The following is a 21354-nucleotide window of genomic DNA, read 5'->3' as shown; positions in this document are numbered from 1 at the left end:
CTATAATACGAGTAGGATATCTTTCTATATATAATAATTGAATAGGAATGCTTAGGATGATACTAGCATTCTCTGCTTACTATTTGTTATCAAGACAGCACAAAATATGTGCTGTTTTTTTGCGCGTTTTGTTTGCTGATCCTTCACTGTTAGCTTAATAGTAGCTTCTTCGTTTATTTCTCATGTTGGCATGTGTAACTTCTATGAGACAAAATATGATTTAACAAGTTATAGAATTTCCAATAATATTTTCGTTACATAGCCATCTTCTTCACGCTGTGCAATATCAGCAATCAGATATTCTTCATAGGCAAATTCACCTAACACATATCCTTTATTATCTGCGTAGGCCAGCATCTTATCATATGTTTGCTGAATGTATTGATAACTGCCTTTATGCCAACCACATAAATAGTTACCCCTTGCGCGTTTTTTTAATTGTTGATGGTCATATTCGGCAACGATCTGATAGAGATAGGAAAAATTAAAGTTATCCTGTTTGCGGATATTTTCAATTCTGACCATCGTACCGACACTTTCTTGAACAGCGATATGATGCTCTTTCACAAAGTGAATATATTCTTCCATATAATTGGCGAAACTGCGATCTGTGGCGTTTTCCATGTCCTTACTACATAATAAAGTGGCATTTGGCAATGTGACGACACCGATTTCATCATGCTGATGTGCAAGTGCCGAAGTTGTTGCTTGCTGCATCCAGTTCATCATGCGCTTAATGCTTTCCAGCTGTGCGATTTGTGAATCAATATCCGCATATTTTTCATCTAACAAACGTAAAAACATTTGCGGATCACGTTGTTTCAGATAGATTCGAATAGCCGAAAGAGACATCCCCATCTTTTTCAGATTGGTAATAACCAAAAAGGTGTCATATTGATGATACGAGTAATAGCGATAGCCATGCTCATCTCTATAAGCCGGTTGAAACAGATGAATTTCATCATAATGAAATAAGACATGTTTGGCTACTCCACAGATTTTCGCAAATTCTCCGGCTGTTAAATAATTCTTCTTTTTCTTCATAATTCTACTCCATTCGCGCTGAACTTTGCTCTTTTGTATATGATAGTATAAGTGTCAAAGGACGTCAATATCCCGAAAGTGGCTATAAATAGTTACAGATATAGGGATAGTTACGGTATATGTATAATGAAAAATTGATTTTCTGGAAATTTCAATAATCGACGTATATCGACTTTTATTTATACCTTAAAATTCATATAGTAACTTTGGTCTTTGTCTAGCGTATACGAGGGGGAAACATAGAATGATCAAAGAAACAAAAAAAGCAATTATAATGGAAATTACTGATGTCCTTCGCGATATTGGAATGCCTGCACATGTCAAAGGCTTTTATTACGTAAGGGAAGCTATACATATGGTTTATCATGATGCTTCATTGCTAGACCATATGATGGATGGTGTATACGCAACAATTGCAGAGCGCCATCAAACTTCTATGCAAAGCGTAGAACGCGTGATCCGTGCTGCTATTGAAATTACTTGGCTACGCGGCAACACGGAAGAAATCATGCGTATTTTTCATAACACGATTGACGGCCGTAAAGCTCGTCCTACAAACAAGGAGTTTATTGCTCTTTTGGTGGATTATTTAAACATTAAGCATATGTAAGATACTAGACAAAGACCAGCAGTGATGCACTATTTCGCTATTGTAAGTGCATTGCTGCTTTTTGTTTGCCATTATACTAGAAATAGGGGGGGTTCGCAAGAGGGTGTATACGAAAGAAAGAGGCTTTGCTTACTGCTTTTTTTTCGAAAAATAATTGAACGGCTATTTTCGGAAAGAGATGAAGAAAGAAACGAACCTATAGGATAACAATGCTAATGAAGGATGAATAAGAGGAAAAAAACGGATGAAAATTGCATGAACAAGAGGAAGGAGGATGATGAAAAAGGAAGAGAAGATGAGCGAATCCATGAAAAAAGACTTGACTATAAGGTAACCTTATAGTTTATGATGATAAAGCTTATAAAGGAAAGAAGGGGTGACATGAAATTAATATTACATTATTTAAAAAACTATAAGCTGCTGTTTTTTATCAATGTATTATCAGTCTTTGGCTTTGCCTTGGTAGAACTGGGAATACCAACAATCGTCGCACAAATGATCGATGTCGGCGTCATGCAGCAGGATCAAGATTATATCTATCAGATGGGACTTGTCATTCTGATAATTTCCATTCTGGGGGTAGCCGGAACAATTCTTTTAGGCTATTGTTGTGCAAGAATATCGACGGCGATCACAAGAGATATCCGTAATGATATCTTTCGCAAAGCGCAGCAGTTTACGGCTCATGAATTTAATCAGTTTGGAATATCCAGTATGATCACCAGAACAAACAATGATGCATTTCAGATTCAGATGTTTGTTAATGTATTGTTGCGTACAGCGCTTATGACACCGGTGATGTTTATTATCAGCTTTATCATGACCGCTAGAGCATCGTTACCATTAAGCGGTATTATTGCGGCAACGATTCCACTGATTATTTTCGGAGTGTTTATCGTCGCTAAGATTTCTAAGCCAATCAGTGAAAAGCAACAGCGCTCTTTAGATACACTCAATCGGATTTCACGGGAAAATCTGAGTGGTATTCGCGTGATTCGCAGTTTCGATAACGATGGATATGAACAAGAACGTTTTAATGCATGTAACCATGACTTTACCGGTTATTCAAAAAAACTATTTAAGCTGATGTCGTTGACCTCACCGATTTTCTTTATGCTGATGAATGTTGCAGGCTTATGCATTTTCTATGTGGCAAGTCTTTTGATTGCGGATGGTAATCTGCAAGTCGGGCAACTGGTAGCGTTCATGGATTATTTATTCCATGCCATGTTCTCAATCATGCTGTTTTGCACGGTTTTCATGATGTATCCAAGAGCAGAGGTAAGTGCAAAACGTATTACGGAAGTCTTTACGACAAAGCCTTTGATACAAAATCCCAAACAGGGGGTTTGCCAAGGCAATGAAGCAGGCAGCATTGTCTTTGATGATGTGACCTTTGTATATCCGGATGGAGAAGAGCCGGTTTTAAAACATGTCAGTTTTGCGGCCCAAAAGGGAGAGACGATTGCCTTTATCGGGAGTACGGGAAGTGGAAAAAGTACGTTGATTAATCTGATTCCACGGTTTTATGATGTGAGTGAGGGACAGATTCGTATCGATGGAGTTGATGTCAAGGATTATGATGTGTTTGCTCTGCGTGCAAAATTAGGGGTTATTCCGCAAAAAGCGATGTTGTTTTCCGGAACCATCAAAGATAATATCTGTTTTGGCAAGCCAGATGCCAGTGAAGAAGAGATTCTTCATGCGATAAAAGTAGCACAGGCATATGATTTTATCATGGAAAAAGAACATGGTTTGAAGGAAGAAATCAGTGAAGGGGCAACCAATGTCTCCGGTGGTCAGAAACAGCGATTATCAATTGCCAGAGCATTAATCAGAAGACCGGATATCTATATTTTTGATGATTCATTTTCCGCTCTTGATTTTAAGACAGATGCAACATTACGGAAAGAGTTAAAGAAGGAAACAAGGGATGCTATTGTCATGGTCGTGGCACAGCGTATTTCTTCCATCATGGATGCAGATCGTATCGTCGTGCTGAATGAAGGAGAAGTCGTTGGTATCGGTACGCATCGCGAATTATTAAAAAGCTGTGCGATTTATCATGAAATTGCTTTATCACAGCTAAGTGAGGAGGAATTGGCATATGAAGACGACTAAACGAAAATTCCTAGATTCCTTACGTGGTATTGGAGCCTTTGTGGCTCCCTATAAAAGGGCCTTCCTCTTTGCTATTCTCATGATTGTCGTATCCACGGCAGGGATGGTCATCGCCCCTTCCATTGAAGGAAATATTACCTCAGTGTTATATGCCGATGTGAAACGAGCAAGTGATCTACAGCATGTGGCGATAAGCTTTGAGCGCATCCTCTCCATCATGGTAACCTTAGTAGGCGTTTATCTTGTTAAAACGATTGGCCAGGCATTAAGTGTTATTTATTTGACCAATGCCATCCAAAATGCTATGCAGGATTTACGTGATGCTTTGCAAAATAAGATACGGAAATTGCCTGTGCGCTATTTTGATTCTCATCATTATGGCGATATCTTAAGCCGTATTACCAATGATGTAGATGCGATATCCAATGCTTTTCAACAAAGCTTTTCGCAGATCATTTCCGGTGTGTTAACCATCTTATTAGCCCTTGTTATGATGTTTCGTTTGAATGTAGTCATGGCTTGTACGGCAGTATTGATCATACCGGGGATGCTGCTTATCACCATTACGATTGTTCGCCATTCGCAGAAACGTTTTGCGGCACAACAAAATGCTTTGGGGAATTTGAATGGGGCAATTACCGAGATGTATACCGGTTATAATGAAATCCTCTTATACAATCGACAGGAAGCATCGATTGATGAATTTAAACGTTTAAATGAAGAATTACGTAACAATGCCTGTAAGGCACAATTTGTGTCCAGTGCAATCCAACCATTAAACTCTTTGGTTACGTATATTGTGATTGGTGTGATCGCCATTATGGGAACTTTGCGTTCTTTGGCTGGGCATTTTGATCCCGGTGAATTACAGGCCTTTATCCGTTATATATGGCAGGTAAATGATCCTTTATCTCAAGTATCATCCTTATCTTCTCAATTGCAATCGGCATTTGCGGCCATCGGGCGTGTGTTAGATATTTTAGAAGAAGAGGAAGAAGTACCAGAAGCAGTTGTGACAAAAGATGTGTCAACAATTCGCGGAGATGTTTGTTTCTCACATGTGAACTTTGGTTATCATGAAGAAACACTGATGCAGGATTTGAATATCCAAGTGAAGCATGGACAAATGGTTGCCATTGTCGGTCCGACCGGCGCCGGTAAGACGACCTTGATCAATCTGCTGCTGCGTTTTTATGATGTAAAAGGCGGCAGTATTCAGATTGATGGTATGGATATTCGTGATATGAAACGTGGTGAATTACGTTCCTTATTTGGGATGGTGTTGCAGGATACTTGGTTATTTCAGGGATCTATTTATGATAATATCCGTTATGGTCGCTTAGATGCCCGTAAGGATGAAATCATCGATGCGGCAAAAATGGCCAATGTCCACCACTTTATTCGCACCTTGCCAGATGGTTACCATAGTATTATCAATGAAGAAGCGAATAATATCTCACAAGGTGAAAAACAGCTTCTTACGATTGCCAGAGCCATCTTAAAAGACCCTAAGATATTAATTCTTGATGAAGCGACTTCTAGTGTCGATACCCGTTTGGAAAAAATGTTGCAGGATGCTATGCGCAAGGTGATGAAGGGAAGAACCAGCTTTGTGATAGCCCATCGCTTAAGTACGATTCGCAATGCGGATTTGATTTTAGTCATTCAACATGGGGATATCGTGGAACAGGGAACGCATGAGGAATTGATGAAAAAACAAGGGTTTTATGAGAAATTATACAATGCACAGTTTGCTCAACAGGAATAATAGAAAGGTATGCTTACTACCATCTTTTGCATATCCGCTAGACGCTTTAGATCATCGTAAGCCTAAAAATGAACATGATTTCAAACATTTATTCTTAATCTTACAACAGGAATGGACTTTTTAGCCCATTCCTGTCTTCCTATTTACAATCGTAAAAATGATTGCAAGTTATTATATTAAGTATTATAATACTATAGGTTATGTATATATAAATGCATTAAGAAGGAGTGTTTATATGCTGGATATTATATTTGAGAATCCTTTTTATATAAAACATCGTGAATTCGTATTATGCATGGTAGATTTGTTTATCGTAGTCGTTTCCTTTTTTTTAGCTTATTGGTCTAAAATTGATTTTGACTTTGATTCTGTCGGTCAAATAGATATAATGAAAGTTCTAATGGCTCTGTTTGTTATTTTAATCGTCTATGCCATTAGTTTTTTTTGCATTTAAGATTCATAAGAGTTTATGGAAATACATTAGCTTGATTGAGACGTTTCGTATTAGTCTATCTGTGATTTGTGCAAGTATTGTCTTAATTATTTTCATCCTATTGACTTCCATCAACCGATTTTATATCAGTGTGGTCTTTGTGGCTGGATTATTAACAATCCTAATGATGTTTAATGTGCGTTTAGGATATCGTCTGTTAAGAAGATATACGGCAAAAAGTGAAGAGCCTAAGAAAAATGTCATTATCATAGGGGCAGGCGATGGTGGTTATATATTATTAAAAGAAATTTTACAAAATGATAAAATGCATGCGAATGTCGTAGGCTTTGTGGATGATCAGCGAGTACATAAGATGATTAGCGGATATACCGTATTAGGCAGTACGTATGATTTACCGGAAATCGTCAATAAATATAAAGTGAATGAAGCATATATCGCAATACCAAGTGCATCGAAAGCAGAAATTCGACGCATGAACGATATCTGCCAGTCTTTGAAATTAAAAACAAAGATCATGAAAGAAGCGGAAACATTATTAGAAGATGATGAAAAAGCGTATCCAATTGAAGATATTTCCATTGAGGATTTACTAGGCCGTGGAGAAATCCATTTAGAACAAGAAGAAATTGGTTCTTATATCACCAATCGCACGATTGCCGTGACAGGTGCAGGCGGCTCTATCGGTTCTGAATTATGTCGGCAGATCGTAAAGTTTTCACCTGCTCGTCTGTTGATGATTGATATCAATGAAAATGCCCTTTATATGTTGGAACAGGAATTTAACCGCAATCGCATGCATGGTAAACTAAATGATAAGATTGAAATCATATCGCTGATTGCCTCGATTCGTGATTATACGGCGATGGATGAGCTATTTAAGCAATATGAGCCCAATGTTGTTTTTCATGCTGCCGCACATAAACATGTGCCCCTTATGGAAACACGTCCTCAAGAAGCTATAAAAAACAATGTGTTTGGCACCCATTCTCTCATTCAGGTGTGTATAAAAAATAAGGTTTCACGCTTTATCATGATTAGTACAGATAAGGCGGTAAATCCAACAAATGTCATGGGTGCGACAAAACGCATGACGGAAATGATCACACAGGCTTATGGTGATAATGGTATCACCAAAATGGCAGCTGTGCGTTTTGGCAATGTATTAGGCTCTAATGGATCTGTCATCCCTATTTTCAAAAAGCAGATAGCGGAAGGCGGTCCCCTTACCATTACCGATAAAAAGATCATTCGCTATTTTATGACGATACCAGAAGCTGCGCAACTGGTGTTACAGGCCGGTTTTTATGCGGATAAAGGGGAAATTTTTGTTTTAGATATGGGAGAACCGGTAAAAATATTGGATTTAGCAGAGAAAATGATTCGCCTGTCCGGGTTGCGTCCTTATGAAGATATTGATATCATTGAGATAGGACTGCGTCCTGGGGAAAAGATGTTTGAAGAATTGCGGTTGGATGGAGAAGTAACCGTAAAAACGAAAAACGATTTAATATTTAAAAACAATGTGATGGGAATCACGAAAGAAGAAGTTGAAGAAAAATTAAAAACGTTAAGCAAAGCGTTACTCGATAATTTAAGCAAGGAGCAATATCGCGAGGTTATGTTAAACGTCATTGCGAATGAAGGAATGGAAAATGTATGAATGAGAACTTGAAAAAAATGAATATTCCATTTTCACCACCCGATATTACGGAAAGTGAAATAAAGGAAGTAATTGATACGTTGAAATCAGGCTGGATTACGACCGGTCCGAAAACAAAGGAATTGGAAAAGGGAATTGCTGCATATTGTGAAACAAAGCGTGCTGTCTGTTTGAATTCAGCGACATCCGCGTTAGAAATGACCTTATATTTATTAGGGATAGGTCCAGGAGATGAAGTTATCGTTCCCGCCTATACGTATACCGCAACCTGTAGCCCAATTTGTCATGTCGGTGCTACTTTAGTTATGATCGATATGGCCAAAGATAGCTTTGAAATGGATTATGCCCGTGTTGCAGCGGCTGTGAATGAAAAGACAAAAGCCATCATTCCTGTGGATTTGGGTGGTGTCTTATGTGACTATGAAAAACTTTATGAAGAAATAGCGAAAGTCCGCCACTATTATACGCCAAGCACGCCTATCCAAAAAGCATTTACACAACCCATCATCATAGCGGATTGTGCACATGGTTTTGGGGCAGTGAAAAAGGGTGAAAAAGCAGGGAATTGGGCAGATTTTACAATATTCTCCTTTCATGCGGTTAAAAATTTAACGACTGCGGAAGGAGGAGCTGTCACTTGGAAACCGGTGCCTGGTTTTGCGGATGCGTGGATTTATCAGCAATATCAATTATTGTCTTTGCATGGGCAGACGAAGGACGCATTGCATAAAAATCAATCAGGTGCTTGGGAATATGATATTGTTGCGCCGACATTTAAATGTAATATGACGGATTTGCATGCGGCATTAGGGTTAGCGCAATTACGTCGCTATGATGCAATGTTGGCACGCCGACATGAAATCATTCAATATTATAATCAACACTTAAAAAGTGAAAACATTTTCTTATTAAATCATAAGGATGCCAATCATCAATCCTCCGGACATTTATATATAACAAGAATCAAAGGCATCCGTGAACAACAGCGCAATGAGATTATTATGGCAATGGCTGAAAGGGGAATCAGCTGCAATGTGCATTATAAGGCATTGCCAATGTTAAGCGCCTATCAGCATTTAGGTTTTAAAAGGGAAGATTATCCAAATGCATGTGAATTGTATGAAAATGAAATCACCCTGCCTCTATATAGTTCTTTACAGGATGGGCAGGTGGAATATATTATCCGCAATTATAAAGAGGTGTTGGAGGAATATACATGCGGTTAAAGCAATGGGAGGATTTGCCTGAGAAGATGAAGAATGATAAGGTATTGCCTTATTATGATATAATAAAAAAGAAAACAGCAAGTCTGCTATGGAAAAGAGTATTTGATATTTGTCTGTCAGTCGTGCTGCTTGTTGTTTTATCTTGGCTCTTTTTGATCCTGGCGATCTTAATTAAAAGGGATTCTTGTGGTCCTGTTTTATATCGACAAACACGCATAACACAGTTCTATAGACCATTTACCATATATAAATTTCGTACGATGACAGATCATGGTGAGCAAATGGGAGCATTGGTAACTACGCAAAATGATATGCGTATTACCAAAATAGGAAAAAAGATACGAAAATATCGTTTGGATGAATTGCCACAGCTGGTGAATGTTTTAAAAGGTGATATGACATTTGTGGGTACACGTCCCGAAGTTCTTAAGTATGTGGAATGCTATGACGAGGAGATGTATGCGACTTTATTAATGCCGGCAGGTATTACCTCATTAGCAAGTATTCGCTTCAAAGATGAAGAAAAGATATTATCTGCGTATAGTGAGCAGGAAATAGATAAGGCTTATCAAAGCGTTATTTTACCTAAAAAGATGCAATACAATTTAGATTATTTAAGAAAATTCAGTTTTTTTTATGATTTACAATTATGTTTTCAAACGATCATTGCGGTATGTAAGAAGTAAAGGGTGAGTAATATGAAAGATTTGATATCCATTGTAACGCCAACCTACAATGGAGAAAACTTTATAGCAGAAACAATTAAAAGCGTACAGGCGCAAACATATGAACATTGGGAAATGCTCATTGTCGATGATTTATCTACGGATAATACGGTAGAAATCGTAAAGGCATTTGCAGCCCAAGATGCCCGAATCAAATTTTTCATATTACCGGAAAAAGGTGGAGCATCCCTTGCCCGCAATAAGGCAATAAGGGAAGCGAAGGGAGCCTATATCGCATTTCTGGATGCAGATGATCTATGGAAACCAGAGAAGCTTGAAAAGCAACTGGCTTTTATGAGAGAAGCGCAAGTAGCCTTTTGTTATCACCATTATTCCTTAATAGATGAAGCAGGACAAGCGTTACATATTCGCAGGATCGCACCAGAAAAACTTTCCTTTCATAGAGCCTTATTAGGCTGCTCCATCGGTTGTTTAAGTGTCATGTATCATGCCAAAGCAGTAGGCTTGATTCAAATTGAGCGATTAGATAAACGCAATGATGATGCATTATGGCTGAAAATATTAGAAAAATGCCAATGGGGTCGTTTATTGGATGAGGACTTAGCGTACTATCGCATTGTTGAACGTTCCTTATCTTCAGGATCAAAAGTAAAATTGCTGAAGTATCATTATCGTCTGTATCGTAACATCATGAACTATCATGCAATAAAGAGCCTGTATTATACAATTTGTAATGTTTTTGTTTATTTTTATAATAAAAAAAGGAGGGAGATCAGACTATGAAGATTGCCGTTGCCGGTACGGGATATGTGGGACTTTCCATTGCGGTTCTCTTATCTCAAAAACATGAGGTAGTTGCTTATGATATTCTTCCGGAAAAGGTGGATATGATCAATCATCGCATATTGCCGATTAAAGATGCAGAAATGGAAACTTATTTTCAAGAAAAAGAATTGCATTTAAGAGCAACCAATGATGCGCAAGAGGCCTATCGTGATGCTGATTACATTGTCATTGCAACACCGACCAATTATGATGATCAACAAGATCACTTTGATACAAGTGCCGTTGAAAGTGTAATCGAAGAGGCACTCGCATATAACCGACATGGCAGCATTGTTATCAAATCAACGATACCGGTAGGATATGTCAAAAAAGTCAGAGAAAAATATCAGACGCAACGTATTCTGTTTTCTCCTGAATTTTTACGCGAAGGCAAAGCTTTGTATGATAACTTATATCCATCACGTATCGTTGTGGGAGAGCAAAGCGAAGAAGCAAGGATTTTTGCGGAACTGTTGAAAGAAAGCACTTGTGTCAAGGATGTGCCGGTGCTCTTAACTCAGCCTACCGAAGCCGAAGCAATTAAATTATTTGCCAATACTTATTTGGCAATGCGTGTGGCATTTTTTAATGAAATCGATACCTATTGTGAAATCAATCAGTTGAATACTCAGCAGATCATTCATGGCATCGGTTTAGATCCACGCATCGGGAATCATTATAACAATCCATCTTTTGGCTATGGTGGTTACTGTCTGCCAAAAGATACCAAACAATTAAAAGCAAACTTTGCTGGTGTACCAAACAATATCATTACGGCTGTTGTCGATGCCAATGATACAAGAAAACATCATATCGCCAATAGAATTCTTCAAAAACATCCGAAAACGATTGGCATTTATCGTTTGACGATGAAGAAAGATTCTGATAATTACCGCAAATCTGCCATCTTTGATGTGATTGAATTATTAAGAGAACATGCTGATATTTTGATATATGAGCCAACGATGCAAGAAAGTAAGCTGCATGGATTACCGCTAGAACGTGATTTAGAACGCTTTAAAGCGATGAGCGATGTCATTGTGGTCAACCGTTTAGATGAAAAGCTGCAAGATGTAAAAGAAAAGGTGTATACAAGAGATATTTATGGCCGCGATGAGTGATAAAAAAGTGGAAGTGTTAATCACGACCGTGAATTGTAAAAATCCAGAAGCATTGTTGCAGCAAATGCATATACAAAGTGCAGCGTGTATCGGAAATCAGTGTGAAGTAAATCGCATCGATACCATTCAAGCATCGGGAGGTTCATATATTGTATACAATTTTAATGAACGCGGTGTCGGATTGAATCGAAATAACTTATTGATGAGAACTAAGGCAGAGTATTGTTTATTTGGTGATGATGATCTGGTCTATGTGGATGGATATGAAAACATAGTTAAGGATGCATTTCAAACATATCCGGATGCGGATGTCATCCTCTTTAATTTAGAGGAAGAAACATCAAGCAGATATAAAATTCAAAAGCCATTTAAAGTCAATTACTTTAACTTCATGCGTTTTGGCGCTGCTCGCATGGCTGTTAAAAGAACAAGCATACAGACCAGAGGCATTTTATTCAATCTTTGTTTTGGGGGTGGTTGTGCCCATGCGCATGGCGAAGATACGTTATTTTTAAACAGTTGTTTAAAAGCTGGCTTGCATATTTATGCGCTGCCCATAACGATTGCGATTTTGACAGAGGTAAGAGCATCCTCTTGGTTTCACGGCTATGATGAAAAATACTTTTTAGATAAAGGATTGCTATATTATGTTATGAGCAGAAGATTTTATCCTTTTTTAATTTTACAGGATGCCTTACGTCATCATAAAACGTATGACAAGACAATTGGCTATCTAGTGAAAACAATGAAACGAGGTGTCGCAGATGAGCGAAAACGAAGAATGCAATAACCTTGTCTTTTCGATCATTATCCCGGTGTATAATACAGCGAAGTATGTGGAAAACTGTGTTGCCAGTGTGCTGCAGCAAGCGTTTCCTGTGGAGGCCTATGAAATCCTTTTGATTGATGATGGTTCTGTGGATGCTTCAGGTGATTTATGTGATCAGCTTGCACAACAATATGAGCAGGTAAGGGTGTTTCATCAATCCAATCAGGGATTGTCCATGGCACGCAATAAGGGCATATCAAAGGCAAAAGGCAGCTATATTCTCTTTTTAGACTCGGATGATGCCTTAGCAACCAATGCCTTTCTTCCATTGTATGAAATCATCAAACAGCATTCCTATGATATCATTGTCACGGATATGAACATCATCACTTCCACAACGCAAAGCTATTGCAGACACAGCCATCAGCGATTGTATGAAGAAATGGATGGCAGGACTTTTTTACTACAAGAATTAAAACATCACAGTATGCATATGGCAGCGGTAATGAATGTGTATCGAAGAGCCTTTCTTTTGGAAAATGCATTGACCTTTAAAAGCGGTATCTTACATGAAGATGAACAGTTCACTCCAAGAGCTTTTCTAAAGGCTGCTTCCATCATTGCCATTGATCATTGTTATTATCGTTATATGATACGAGAAAATTCAATTACGACGAATAAAAAGTTATATAAAAACGTAAAAGATCTTTATGAAACCCTAACGGAATTATCGCTTATCTATCAAAAAGAAGAAGCGCCATTGCGCTCTTATCTGATGGAAAGTCTGTTGGAAAAATATTTATATATGTATGCCAAAGCCGGTGTTTATCAATCGGCATATGATGGCATACGCAATAAGCAATTTGTTAAAGGGAAAGCAAAATCATTAAAAAACAAGGCGAAGGTCTGTTTATTTACCATAAGTGATCGCATGTATTGCAAGATACATCCTCATAAGGAGGGGTAAAGCATATGATGAATGCGTTAAGAGCATGGTGGACAAAAACAGATAGGATGAAAGAGCTGAAAAAGATCAATCTTGGCTATCTGTTACTGTCAACACTCTTTTATTACAGTACCGTATGGGAAGATATCGAATGGCTATGCTATCTGCTGTATTATGGCATTCCTTTTCTTTATCTGTGCTATCATTATGAGTGGGTCATAGATTGTATTCGTATCTGTATGCGAAGCTGTTTAAAGTACTATTTGGGTGCCATCATGTTCATGGCACTGCTTAGTTTGGTATTGCCTTGTCTTTATCAGACATATGATTTTTCTTACTTTTTGATTCGCATTTTGCAGATTGGTAAGGAAGGGCTGAAAATCCTGTTTCTCTTTCTTATTTTTATCCGCTACATTTCTCCTGAAGGAGATTATCTTTTATTTATGAAATACTTTGTGTTAGCAACCTGTATGTATATCTTGGGCACGTGTGTGATCATTGCGATTCCTGGTTTGCGTGATCTTTTATTGCAATTGAATAAGGCGGATGAAAATACGATTCGATTAGCTTATTTACCATCGTATATCACAAGATTTGGATGGTGTGGGTTTTCCGGCTTTACCTATACCTTGCGTTGTTCCTTGGCTGCTATGTTTCTGTGCTATATCATTTATTTGCAACAGGAACAAAGTTTTACTTTCCATACGATCTTATTGATGATCGTTATCCTTGGAAACTTTTTCTATGGTCGTATCGGAATCGCTGTAACAGCTATCTATGTGTTTCTGCTTTTTGTTGTTTTATGGATGAAAAAACGAATGCTGTGGAAACGCTTATTGCTTATGATGGTGATAACTTGCGGTATGCTTTCCATAGCCTTTCTCTTATCCGAACAAGTGCGTATATGGCTGCGATGGGTTTTTCAATCCTTCATCAATTATTCTGAGCAAGGCAGTTTTTCCACAACATCTACTCAATCGCTAAAAGAAATGTATTTTACACCAAATGGTAAGACGCTTTTGCTAGGTGATGGCTATTATACGGATGCGGATGGATTATATTATATGGGAACAGATGTAGGCCTTTTCCGTGCTGTTTTATTTGGCGGCATTGGTTTTCAAATGCTTCGCTATACTTTGCTAGGTAGTTTATTGTTTGAATATAAGCGCTGTTTACCGGTGCATTTGCATAGACTTCTGCTCTTATTACCTATTTTATTTATCATTTATGAAATGAAGGGGGAAAGCATTTGCCCGATCATTTCTATTCTATTTGGTGTGGCTTTGCTTATCACCTATCAGAAGGAAAGAAAGAAAAGCGGTGAAACCTATGGATATTTCCATCATAATTCCGGTCTATAATGTAGAACGATATCTCAAGGATTGTTTGGATTCCATCATCCAACAAAGCAACGAGATCATGCTGCAGGCAATCATTGTAGATGATGGAAGCAGTGATCATTCACAAACAATTGCAAAACACTATACAATGTTGTATCCTGATATATTTGAATATCATCGAAAAACAAATGGGGGCTTAAGTGATGCCCGCAATTATGGGGTACGCTTTGCGAAAGGAACCTATTTAATGTTTTTAGATAGTGATGATTATTTGCGAGAGGATGCCTGCTTCGCACTGTTCACATGTTTAAAAAAGACGCAGGCAGATGTTGTGCTATATGATTATATTTCCTTTGATGAGCATCAACAAAAAGCAGTGACCATGCTTGCCAGTGATTCTGGTTTTATAAGTGATCGACAATATTTGCTTACGCAGCCGACCGCATGGAATAAAATTGTCAAAACAGAAGCGTATAAACAACATCACATCACATTTCCTAAAGGTATTTGGTATGAAGATCGGGCAACGACTGGGGCGTACATCAATTTTGCGAAACGCATCTATTATCTTCAGCAACCGCTGTATTATTATCGCCAACGAACCAATTCGATCATGAATCAGCAGATGTATCATCCAAAGATGCTTGATATGAAAACAGCCATTGCCTATATGCTAGAACAGCTTGATATACAGCGATACCATGATGAAGTTGAATACATATGCATCAGTAATCTTATTTATCAAAGTGGTGAACGGCTGTTACCACATCATAAAAAGGAAGAAATGGCGATGTTTGTTCATTATATGAATGATCTTTTTCCGAATTGGGAAAAGAATCCTTATTATCTGAAACGCAGTAAATTGTATCAAAGCATCTGTAAGGCAATCAAACAAAATCACCTGGGAATTGCCCGACGCCTATTTCATCTTAAAAATAAAATGGTATAATGTTAAAGATAAAGGAGCAGGGTATGGATAAAATTATTGCGGTTATTGTAAGCTATAACCGAAAGAAATTATTAAAAGAGGCATTGGAGCATCTGTTGCATCAGCAAAACGTCAAGTTCGACATCCTGATCATTGATAATGCAAGTACAGATGGCACCAAAGAATATATCGTTGACTATTTACAAAAGGATAACATCCTGTATCACAATACAGGAGCAAATTTGGGAGGCGCCGGCGGCTTTTCATTAGGGGTTAAAATGGGCGTTGAAAAAGGCTATGACTATGTTTGGATCATGGATGATGATACCATGGTCAAAAAGAATGCCTTGGATGAATTGTTGAAGGCGAAAGAAATCCTTAAAGGGAACTTTGGTTTTTTATGCAGCGATGTAAGATGGATTGATGGCAGTGCTTGTGCCATGAATGTTCCTAACATAGATGAGAATTGGATACAGGACAGTGCATATCTTGAAAACGGCATCGTAAAGGTAAAACAATGCTCATTTGTATCCTGCTTTCTCCCATCGCGTGTCGTTAAGAAGGTAGGCCTTCCCATCAAAGAGTTTTTTATTTGGGGGGATGATGCGGAGTATACCAAACGCATCTCTTTACAGTATCCATGCTATTTTGTTGCCCGCAGCAAGGTCATCCATAAGATGCTCAGCAATACCCCTACCGATATCGTAGCAGAATCCAGTGATCGTTTGTTTCGCTACAATTATGCGTATCGAAACATGTATTATGTAAAAAAGCTAGAAGGCGGTAAGCTGAATATGTTGCTGTTTTACTATCGGACATTTTTAGAAATTGTCAGAATACTTAAAAGTAAGGGAAAAGGAAAAGGGAAAAAGATAAGGATCCTATGCAAAAGCATGCATCAGCGTAAAAAATTTCATCCGGAAATAGAATATATTGAGTAGAATGAAAAGGAGATAACTTATGAAGAAAAGTGTAAAAATGAATTATATCTTCAATTTAGGTTATCAGCTGTTACTCATAGCCCTTCCGCTTATTACGACACCCTATATATCAAGGGTATTAGGTGCCAAGGCGATTGGTACTTACAGCTTCACACAATCCATCGTTACTTACTTCACTTTATTAGGATGTATCGGTTTAGGATTGTATGGGCAACGAGAGATTGCTTACCATCAAAATGATGCGTTGCAAAGAACAAAGATTTTATATGAATTGATCCTGTTAAAGGTGATTAGTATAGCGCTTAGTTTAGGCATCTATTTCATCGTTTTCCAAACCTTTGATGAATATCGTTCCTTATTCTATATTCAGATGATTGATATATTTGCAAATGTGTTTGATATTAATTATTTTTATCAGGGATTAGAAAACTTTAAGAAAATTATCGCAAGAAATATTACGGTGCGCTTTATCAGCATCATATGTGTGTTTGCTTTCATAAAGTCGCCACAAGATCTGCCGTTGTATATTTTGATTCAATCTTTATCCCTTCTCTTCGGTAATCTAAGCATGTGGATTGCATTGCCCAACTACATAGTTAAACTTGATCATGTGAAGTTAGAAATAGGGAAACATGTAAAACCAACACTGATTCTGTTTTTCCCCCAAATTGCCGTTTCCATTTATACGGTATTGGATCGCACGATGATTGAGGTGTTAACGGGCAATACCGAAGAAATCGGATATTATGAACAAGCACAAAAAATTGTAAAATTAGCACTGACGATTGTCACTTCCTTAGGAACAGTGATGCTGCCGCGGATATCCAATCTGTTTGCGGATCATGATATGCATAAGATTAAAGAATACATTTATCAATCCTTGCATTTTGTTATGATGATTGCGGTACCGATTATGTTCGGCATCATGGGCATCGCACCTAATCTTGTCCCTTGGTTTCTCAGTGAGAAATTTATGGCAAGTATACCATTGGTGATGATGACGGCACCTATCATTGTCTTTATCGGTATCAGTAATGTGATCGGTATTCAATTCCTATTGCCTACCAGAAGACAAAAAGCCTATACCTTATCAACCATCATGGGCTCTATCGTCAATTTAATATGTAATCTCTTACTGATTCCAGGATTACTTTCCATGGGGGCAACCATCGCTTCTGTGATAGCCGAAGCATCGGTTACTGCTTTTCAATTATATTGTGTGCGTGAGGATATTGATATTAAAAAAGTATGGAAAGAAAATAGACATTATCTGCTTGTAGGAGCCTGTATGTTTGGTGTTGTATACGCGTTAAGCGTATTTTTAACCCCAAGTATCATGCATACCCTTTTCATCATTAGCGTAGGTGTCGTTATTTATTTTGTTATACTTTTCATATTAAAAGATAAATATATTTACACCATCATGCAAACAGTAAAAGATAAGCTGCGTGTAAAAAGCAGCTAAAGGAGGAAGACCATGAACTATTCATATGTGATTGTCGGTGCAGGACTGGCAGGGATCACGATGGCCGAGCGCTTGGCCGCACGTCATCAAAAAAATATTTTATTGATTGAAAAACGCAATCACATCGGAGGTAACGTCTATGACAGTTACAATGAAGATGGCATACTGATCCACAACTATGGGCCACATATTTTCCATACGAATAATAAAGAAGTATTTGACTATTTAAGTAACTTTACTGAGTGGATTCAGTATCAGCACCATGTGTTATCCTTTGTTGATGGCCGCTTATTGCCAATGCCGATTGGTGTGGAAACGATTAATCGTTTATATAACTTGCATTTATCTGTATTTGAATTTGCACAATTCATCGAACAGCAGAGAGAAAAACGCACGAAGATTGAGACCAGTGAAGATGTTGCCTTGGATAAAGTTGGACGCGATATTTATGAAAAATTCTTTAAAAATTATACAATCAAACAGTGGGGGACAGATCCCAGTGAGCTGGATACTTCCGTAATCAGCCGAATCCCTTTACGTTTTAACCGTGATACGCGTTACTTTGCCGATCAATATCAAGGGATGCCGCGACTGGGGTATACAAAGATGTGTGAGAACATGCTGAAAAGCAAACACATCCATATTCTGTTGAATACCGATTATCGTGATGTCTTGGATGGGATCACCTACGACACACTGATCTATACCGGACCAGTTGATGCGTTTTATCAATATAAATATGGGAAATTAAAATATCGAAGCATCGATTTTAAAATGGAAACCTTAGATGTAGCTTCTTATCAAGAAGCAGCTGTCATTAATTATCCAAACGATTATGCGTTTACCCGTATTACCGAGTTTAAAAAATTAACCGGTCAAACGCATGCGAAAACGACTATCATGAAAGAGTACCCATGCTTTAAAGATGAGCCTTATTATCCTTATCCAACCAAAGAATGGTTAGCGAAGTATCAGCAGTATGAAGCTTTGATGAAAAAAGAAAAAAATGTAGTATTTGTCGGTCGCTTAGCAGAGTACAAATACTATAATATGGATGCCGTTGTGGAAAAAGCGTTGAAATTAGCAGAAAACTTATAAAAAAAGAGGAGGGATGGCATATGAAGAAAAAGAAAATAACATCATATTTTGCAAACATCACTCCTTTTCAATTGGCTTTCCTTATCAATGCGCTTTTTCTGATCTGTTATCTGATCAGTGGTACTATGAAGTATGAAGTTAGTGATGACTTTATGATGGAAGTCATGGTCTCTGGCGCATATACAGGTACACCGTCTCCTTATATAATGTTTATGAATCCATTGATTGGTTTATTTTTATCAACATTATATAAGTTGCATGCTTCCCTAAACTGGTATTTTTATTTCCAGGTTGCAATGATCTTTCTGTCACTGACGGGGATCACTTATTTGATCTTGAAGAAGAAAAGAACTTCGTTCACACTGTTGCTGGCAGTGTTGTTTATTGGCTTTTTCAGTAATGATCTTTATCAACTCATGCAGTTTACAAAGACAGCAACGGTGACAATTGGATGTGGATGTTTCTTTTTGATTACGGCAATCGTACAAAAAAATATATCGTATAAACGTTTACTTCTAGGAGCTTGTTATGTATTTATAGGCACTATGATACGCAATAAATGCTTTTATATTACAGTAGCCTTTCTGTTTTTGACATGTTGTTTGTTATTTTTACGCCATCTTAAACAAAACCAATGTTCTTATAAAGTAATGATAAAACCTCTTTTTATCTTTGCGTGTACACTTGGCATCTGTTATGCATTTGTTTATGGCAGCAGTAAAGTATTTACCAGTATGCATCCTGACTATGCAGCATATAAAGAATACAATGAGGCCAGAGCAATCATCACCGATTATCCCGTGGATGGCTATCAGAATCTGAAAGATGACTTATCCGCAATTGGGGTATCTGAAAATGATTTTTATAATCTTGCTCATTTTGGTTATGGCGATACCCAGATCTATGATGCAGACTATGTGAAACAAGTGAGTGAAATCGTAGCAGCGCATCGCCTGCAGGATACACCAAGCATTTTACGTATCGGATACAATATGTTAAAACAAAGATATGATAAGTACATCAGTGTCTTAGGCTGTCTGGCTATCGGACTTGCCGTATTCATAAAAAAGTCGCGTTCTTTTCTGCTTATCTTTGCTAATGTTTTAGTAACCGGTGTTTTGCTTATTTATATCTTCTATCAAGGGCGTGTGGTGTATCGGGTAGAATACTCCATCTTCTTATCCCTGGCTATCAGCATTTTGTGCTATGATCATTTTTTAACACAGGAACACACCTATCCATTAGAACGTTTCCTTCCGGCAGGCATCGTTATTTTACTATTGATGCATATTCCAAGTTTTCTTCCTAATACTCATCAAAATTTTGCCGTGATGTTTAATTCCTGGGAAAATCATGTCGGAAAATATCGTGCTTCCTTCATTGATAATCGTCAAGAAGGAATACTACAAGAAATGCAGCAGCATCCTAACCGTATATACTATTTAGGATTTCAAACGACAATACAGACAATGTATTTGAATTATGATCCACGCTTCGTGATGGAACCGAACATGTTTAACAATGCGATCTATCTGGCTGGTGTTGATAGTTTTCATCCAAGCCGGATGCAGTGGCTGCAAGAACATAAATTAAAAGGTACGATGGAAGAATTATTGGATAAAGATGTCTATTTAATTGAGAATATTTATCAGGAAGAAATGTTAAACTTCATAAAGGAACATTACGATGCCACTGCTCGATTGACGCAATATGCTGTAATTGATGGCTATCAAATTTTGAAAATCGAAGCAAATTAAAAGTTGTACTGTACTTACCTGAAAAAGGGATTTTCTATACAATTTAGAATCATCTGACGAAGGGATGATTCTTTTTTTAGCATTTTTTTGTATAATTCAATATTGCTTATTTTAGATGGTATGAAATTATAGTACTTTATAAACGGTAAATATTACCAATTGAGGTTGACGGAAAAGAAAATTCGCGTTATAAATGTATATGTAATTTGAAGCATCTGGTTAAGATTACTTATATTTTCTTGTTCAATAAAGTATACGATTTTATATAGCTTTAAAACTATAGAAAAACAACTTAAAAAGTAAGAAAAAACACCAAATCATGGAAATTTGGCGTTTATTTATAATCATATACATTGTTACATATAGGCTACGATACCAGGTTGCTTTGATTCTTTGTCCATATGAGAAAAGCCACCAGTGAACATGTCATGAAATAGTTGGCGATTATGCAAACGACCATTTTTACTGGTGTGTATCAAGCGATGATGCATGATAGAGCAATTGGCGAAAGCTGTACTATAAAAAATAAAAAAGTAAGTATTATGGGCAGAGGGGATTGAATTTTATTGTATAACAGAGTAGAATTGTATAGCAA

Annotated in this window: 18 protein-coding genes; 16 read left to right on the top strand and 2 right to left on the bottom strand. The window is 37.5% G+C overall.

The window, feature by feature from the left end:
- Positions 1 to 228: 228 nt before the first annotated feature.
- Positions 229 to 1044: a MerR family transcriptional regulator gene (locus tag AC1VS3_RS09670; RefSeq protein WP_132225831.1), complete on the bottom strand. Its 816-nt coding sequence runs from the start codon at positions 1042 to 1044 to the stop codon at positions 229 to 231.
- Between the two features lie 244 nt (positions 1045 to 1288).
- Between AC1VS3_RS09670 and AC1VS3_RS09665 the strand changes: the two genes are divergently transcribed.
- From AC1VS3_RS09665 to AC1VS3_RS09590, 16 genes are all read left to right on the top strand, one after another.
- Positions 1289 to 1654 (top strand): sporulation initiation factor Spo0A C-terminal domain-containing protein, encoded by a 366-nt coding sequence (locus tag AC1VS3_RS09665; protein WP_008686973.1) that lies wholly within the window; start codon positions 1289 to 1291, stop codon positions 1652 to 1654.
- 381 nt (positions 1655 to 2035) lie between these two features.
- Positions 2036 to 3775: an ABC transporter ATP-binding protein gene (locus tag AC1VS3_RS09660; protein WP_008979211.1), complete on the top strand. Its 1740-nt coding sequence runs from the start codon at positions 2036 to 2038 to the stop codon at positions 3773 to 3775.
- Positions 3762 to 5543: an ABC transporter ATP-binding protein gene (locus tag AC1VS3_RS09655; RefSeq protein WP_331866725.1), complete on the top strand. Its 1782-nt coding sequence runs from the start codon at positions 3762 to 3764 to the stop codon at positions 5541 to 5543. The genes AC1VS3_RS09660 and AC1VS3_RS09655 overlap by 14 nt, the downstream gene beginning before the upstream one ends.
- Before the next feature lie 428 nt (positions 5544 to 5971).
- The gene (locus tag AC1VS3_RS09650) at positions 5972 to 7657 is read left to right on the top strand and encodes a polysaccharide biosynthesis protein (RefSeq protein ID WP_481275624.1); all 1686 of its coding nucleotides are present in this window, start codon (positions 5972 to 5974) and stop codon (positions 7655 to 7657) included.
- Positions 7654 to 8883, top strand: a complete 1230-nt coding sequence (locus AC1VS3_RS09645) for a DegT/DnrJ/EryC1/StrS family aminotransferase (RefSeq protein ID WP_481275623.1) — start codon at positions 7654 to 7656, stop codon at positions 8881 to 8883. The genes AC1VS3_RS09650 and AC1VS3_RS09645 overlap by 4 nt, the downstream gene beginning before the upstream one ends.
- Entirely contained in the window at positions 8874 to 9569 is a 696-nt protein-coding gene (locus AC1VS3_RS09640) for a sugar transferase (RefSeq protein ID WP_008686985.1), read from the top strand. The genes AC1VS3_RS09645 and AC1VS3_RS09640 overlap by 10 nt, the downstream gene beginning before the upstream one ends.
- A gap of 12 nt (positions 9570 to 9581) precedes the next feature.
- Positions 9582 to 10352, top strand: a complete 771-nt coding sequence (locus AC1VS3_RS09635; RefSeq protein ID WP_481275622.1) for a glycosyltransferase family 2 protein — start codon at positions 9582 to 9584, stop codon at positions 10350 to 10352.
- A complete protein-coding gene (locus AC1VS3_RS09630) occupies positions 10349 to 11515 on the top strand; it encodes a nucleotide sugar dehydrogenase (protein WP_008686989.1) in 1167 nt (388 codons plus the stop codon). Before AC1VS3_RS09635 ends, AC1VS3_RS09630 begins: the two co-directional genes overlap by 4 nt.
- Positions 11508 to 12305: a hypothetical protein gene (locus tag AC1VS3_RS09625; protein WP_481275621.1), complete on the top strand. Its 798-nt coding sequence runs from the start codon at positions 11508 to 11510 to the stop codon at positions 12303 to 12305. Before AC1VS3_RS09630 ends, AC1VS3_RS09625 begins: the two co-directional genes overlap by 8 nt.
- Positions 12280 to 13251, top strand: coding sequence for a glycosyltransferase family 2 protein (locus AC1VS3_RS09620; RefSeq protein WP_481275620.1), 972 nt, complete (start codon positions 12280 to 12282; stop codon positions 13249 to 13251). Before AC1VS3_RS09625 ends, AC1VS3_RS09620 begins: the two co-directional genes overlap by 26 nt.
- Positions 13252 to 13256: 5 nt before the next feature.
- Positions 13257 to 14591: a hypothetical protein gene (locus tag AC1VS3_RS09615; RefSeq protein WP_481275619.1), complete on the top strand. Its 1335-nt coding sequence runs from the start codon at positions 13257 to 13259 to the stop codon at positions 14589 to 14591.
- Positions 14560 to 15519, top strand: coding sequence for a glycosyltransferase family 2 protein (locus AC1VS3_RS09610; RefSeq protein WP_008686996.1), 960 nt, complete (start codon positions 14560 to 14562; stop codon positions 15517 to 15519). The genes AC1VS3_RS09615 and AC1VS3_RS09610 overlap by 32 nt, the downstream gene beginning before the upstream one ends.
- Before the next feature lie 23 nt (positions 15520 to 15542).
- Entirely contained in the window at positions 15543 to 16439 is an 897-nt protein-coding gene (locus AC1VS3_RS09605) for a glycosyltransferase family 2 protein (RefSeq protein ID WP_481275618.1), read from the top strand.
- A gap of 19 nt (positions 16440 to 16458) precedes the next feature.
- Positions 16459 to 17904: a flippase gene (locus AC1VS3_RS09600; protein WP_117548092.1), complete on the top strand. Its 1446-nt coding sequence runs from the start codon at positions 16459 to 16461 to the stop codon at positions 17902 to 17904.
- A 12-nt stretch (positions 17905 to 17916) separates the two neighbouring features.
- A complete protein-coding gene (gene glf / locus AC1VS3_RS09595; protein ID WP_117548093.1) occupies positions 17917 to 19002 on the top strand; it encodes a UDP-galactopyranose mutase in 1086 nt (361 codons plus the stop codon).
- A gap of 20 nt (positions 19003 to 19022) precedes the next feature.
- Positions 19023 to 20759: a hypothetical protein gene (locus AC1VS3_RS09590; protein ID WP_481275617.1), complete on the top strand. Its 1737-nt coding sequence runs from the start codon at positions 19023 to 19025 to the stop codon at positions 20757 to 20759.
- A gap of 356 nt (positions 20760 to 21115) precedes the next feature.
- On the opposite strand, the gene AC1VS3_RS09585 is transcribed toward AC1VS3_RS09590, so the two are convergent.
- Complete coding sequence (locus tag AC1VS3_RS09585) at positions 21116 to 21250, bottom strand: hypothetical protein (RefSeq protein ID WP_412592575.1); 135 nt, start codon at positions 21248 to 21250, stop codon at positions 21116 to 21118.
- Positions 21251 to 21354 lie beyond the last annotated feature (104 nt).

This window comes from Longicatena sp. (assembly GCF_982403165.1).
Note: the sequence above shows the minus strand (reverse complement) of the source record. Positions and strands in the feature narration are given on the sequence as shown.

Bases quoted from the DNA above. Each gene is read 5' to 3' on its own strand.
- AC1VS3_RS09655 (WP_331866725.1), top strand. From the start codon at position 3,762: ATGAAGACGACTAAACGAAAATTCCTAGATTCCTTACGTGGTATTGGA.
- AC1VS3_RS09590 (WP_481275617.1), top strand. From the start codon at position 19,023: ATGAAGAAAAAGAAAATAACATCATATTTTGCAAACATCACTCCTTTT.
- AC1VS3_RS09635 (WP_481275622.1), top strand. From the start codon at position 9,582: ATGAAAGATTTGATATCCATTGTAACGCCAACCTACAATGGAGAAAAC.
- AC1VS3_RS09630 (WP_008686989.1), top strand. From the start codon at position 10,349: ATGAAGATTGCCGTTGCCGGTACGGGATATGTGGGACTTTCCATTGCG.
- AC1VS3_RS09660 (WP_008979211.1), top strand. From the start codon at position 2,036: ATGAAATTAATATTACATTATTTAAAAAACTATAAGCTGCTGTTTTTT.
- AC1VS3_RS09665 (WP_008686973.1), top strand. From the start codon at position 1,289: ATGATCAAAGAAACAAAAAAAGCAATTATAATGGAAATTACTGATGTC.
- glf (WP_117548093.1), top strand. From the start codon at position 17,917: ATGAACTATTCATATGTGATTGTCGGTGCAGGACTGGCAGGGATCACG.
- AC1VS3_RS09615 (WP_481275619.1), top strand. From the start codon at position 13,257: ATGATGAATGCGTTAAGAGCATGGTGGACAAAAACAGATAGGATGAAA.
- AC1VS3_RS09640 (WP_008686985.1), top strand. From the start codon at position 8,874: ATGCGGTTAAAGCAATGGGAGGATTTGCCTGAGAAGATGAAGAATGAT.
- AC1VS3_RS09620 (WP_481275620.1), top strand. From the start codon at position 12,280: ATGAGCGAAAACGAAGAATGCAATAACCTTGTCTTTTCGATCATTATC.
- AC1VS3_RS09670 (WP_132225831.1), bottom strand. From the start codon at position 1,044: ATGAAGAAAAAGAAGAATTATTTAACAGCCGGAGAATTTGCGAAAATC.
- AC1VS3_RS09610 (WP_008686996.1), top strand. From the start codon at position 14,560: ATGGATATTTCCATCATAATTCCGGTCTATAATGTAGAACGATATCTC.
- AC1VS3_RS09625 (WP_481275621.1), top strand. From the start codon at position 11,508: ATGAGTGATAAAAAAGTGGAAGTGTTAATCACGACCGTGAATTGTAAA.
- AC1VS3_RS09645 (WP_481275623.1), top strand. From the start codon at position 7,654: ATGAATGAGAACTTGAAAAAAATGAATATTCCATTTTCACCACCCGAT.
- AC1VS3_RS09605 (WP_481275618.1), top strand. From the start codon at position 15,543: ATGGATAAAATTATTGCGGTTATTGTAAGCTATAACCGAAAGAAATTA.
- AC1VS3_RS09600 (WP_117548092.1), top strand. From the start codon at position 16,459: ATGAAGAAAAGTGTAAAAATGAATTATATCTTCAATTTAGGTTATCAG.
- AC1VS3_RS09650 (WP_481275624.1), top strand. From the start codon at position 5,972: ATGCCATTAGTTTTTTTTGCATTTAAGATTCATAAGAGTTTATGGAAA.
- AC1VS3_RS09585 (WP_412592575.1), bottom strand. From the start codon at position 21,250: ATGCATCATCGCTTGATACACACCAGTAAAAATGGTCGTTTGCATAAT.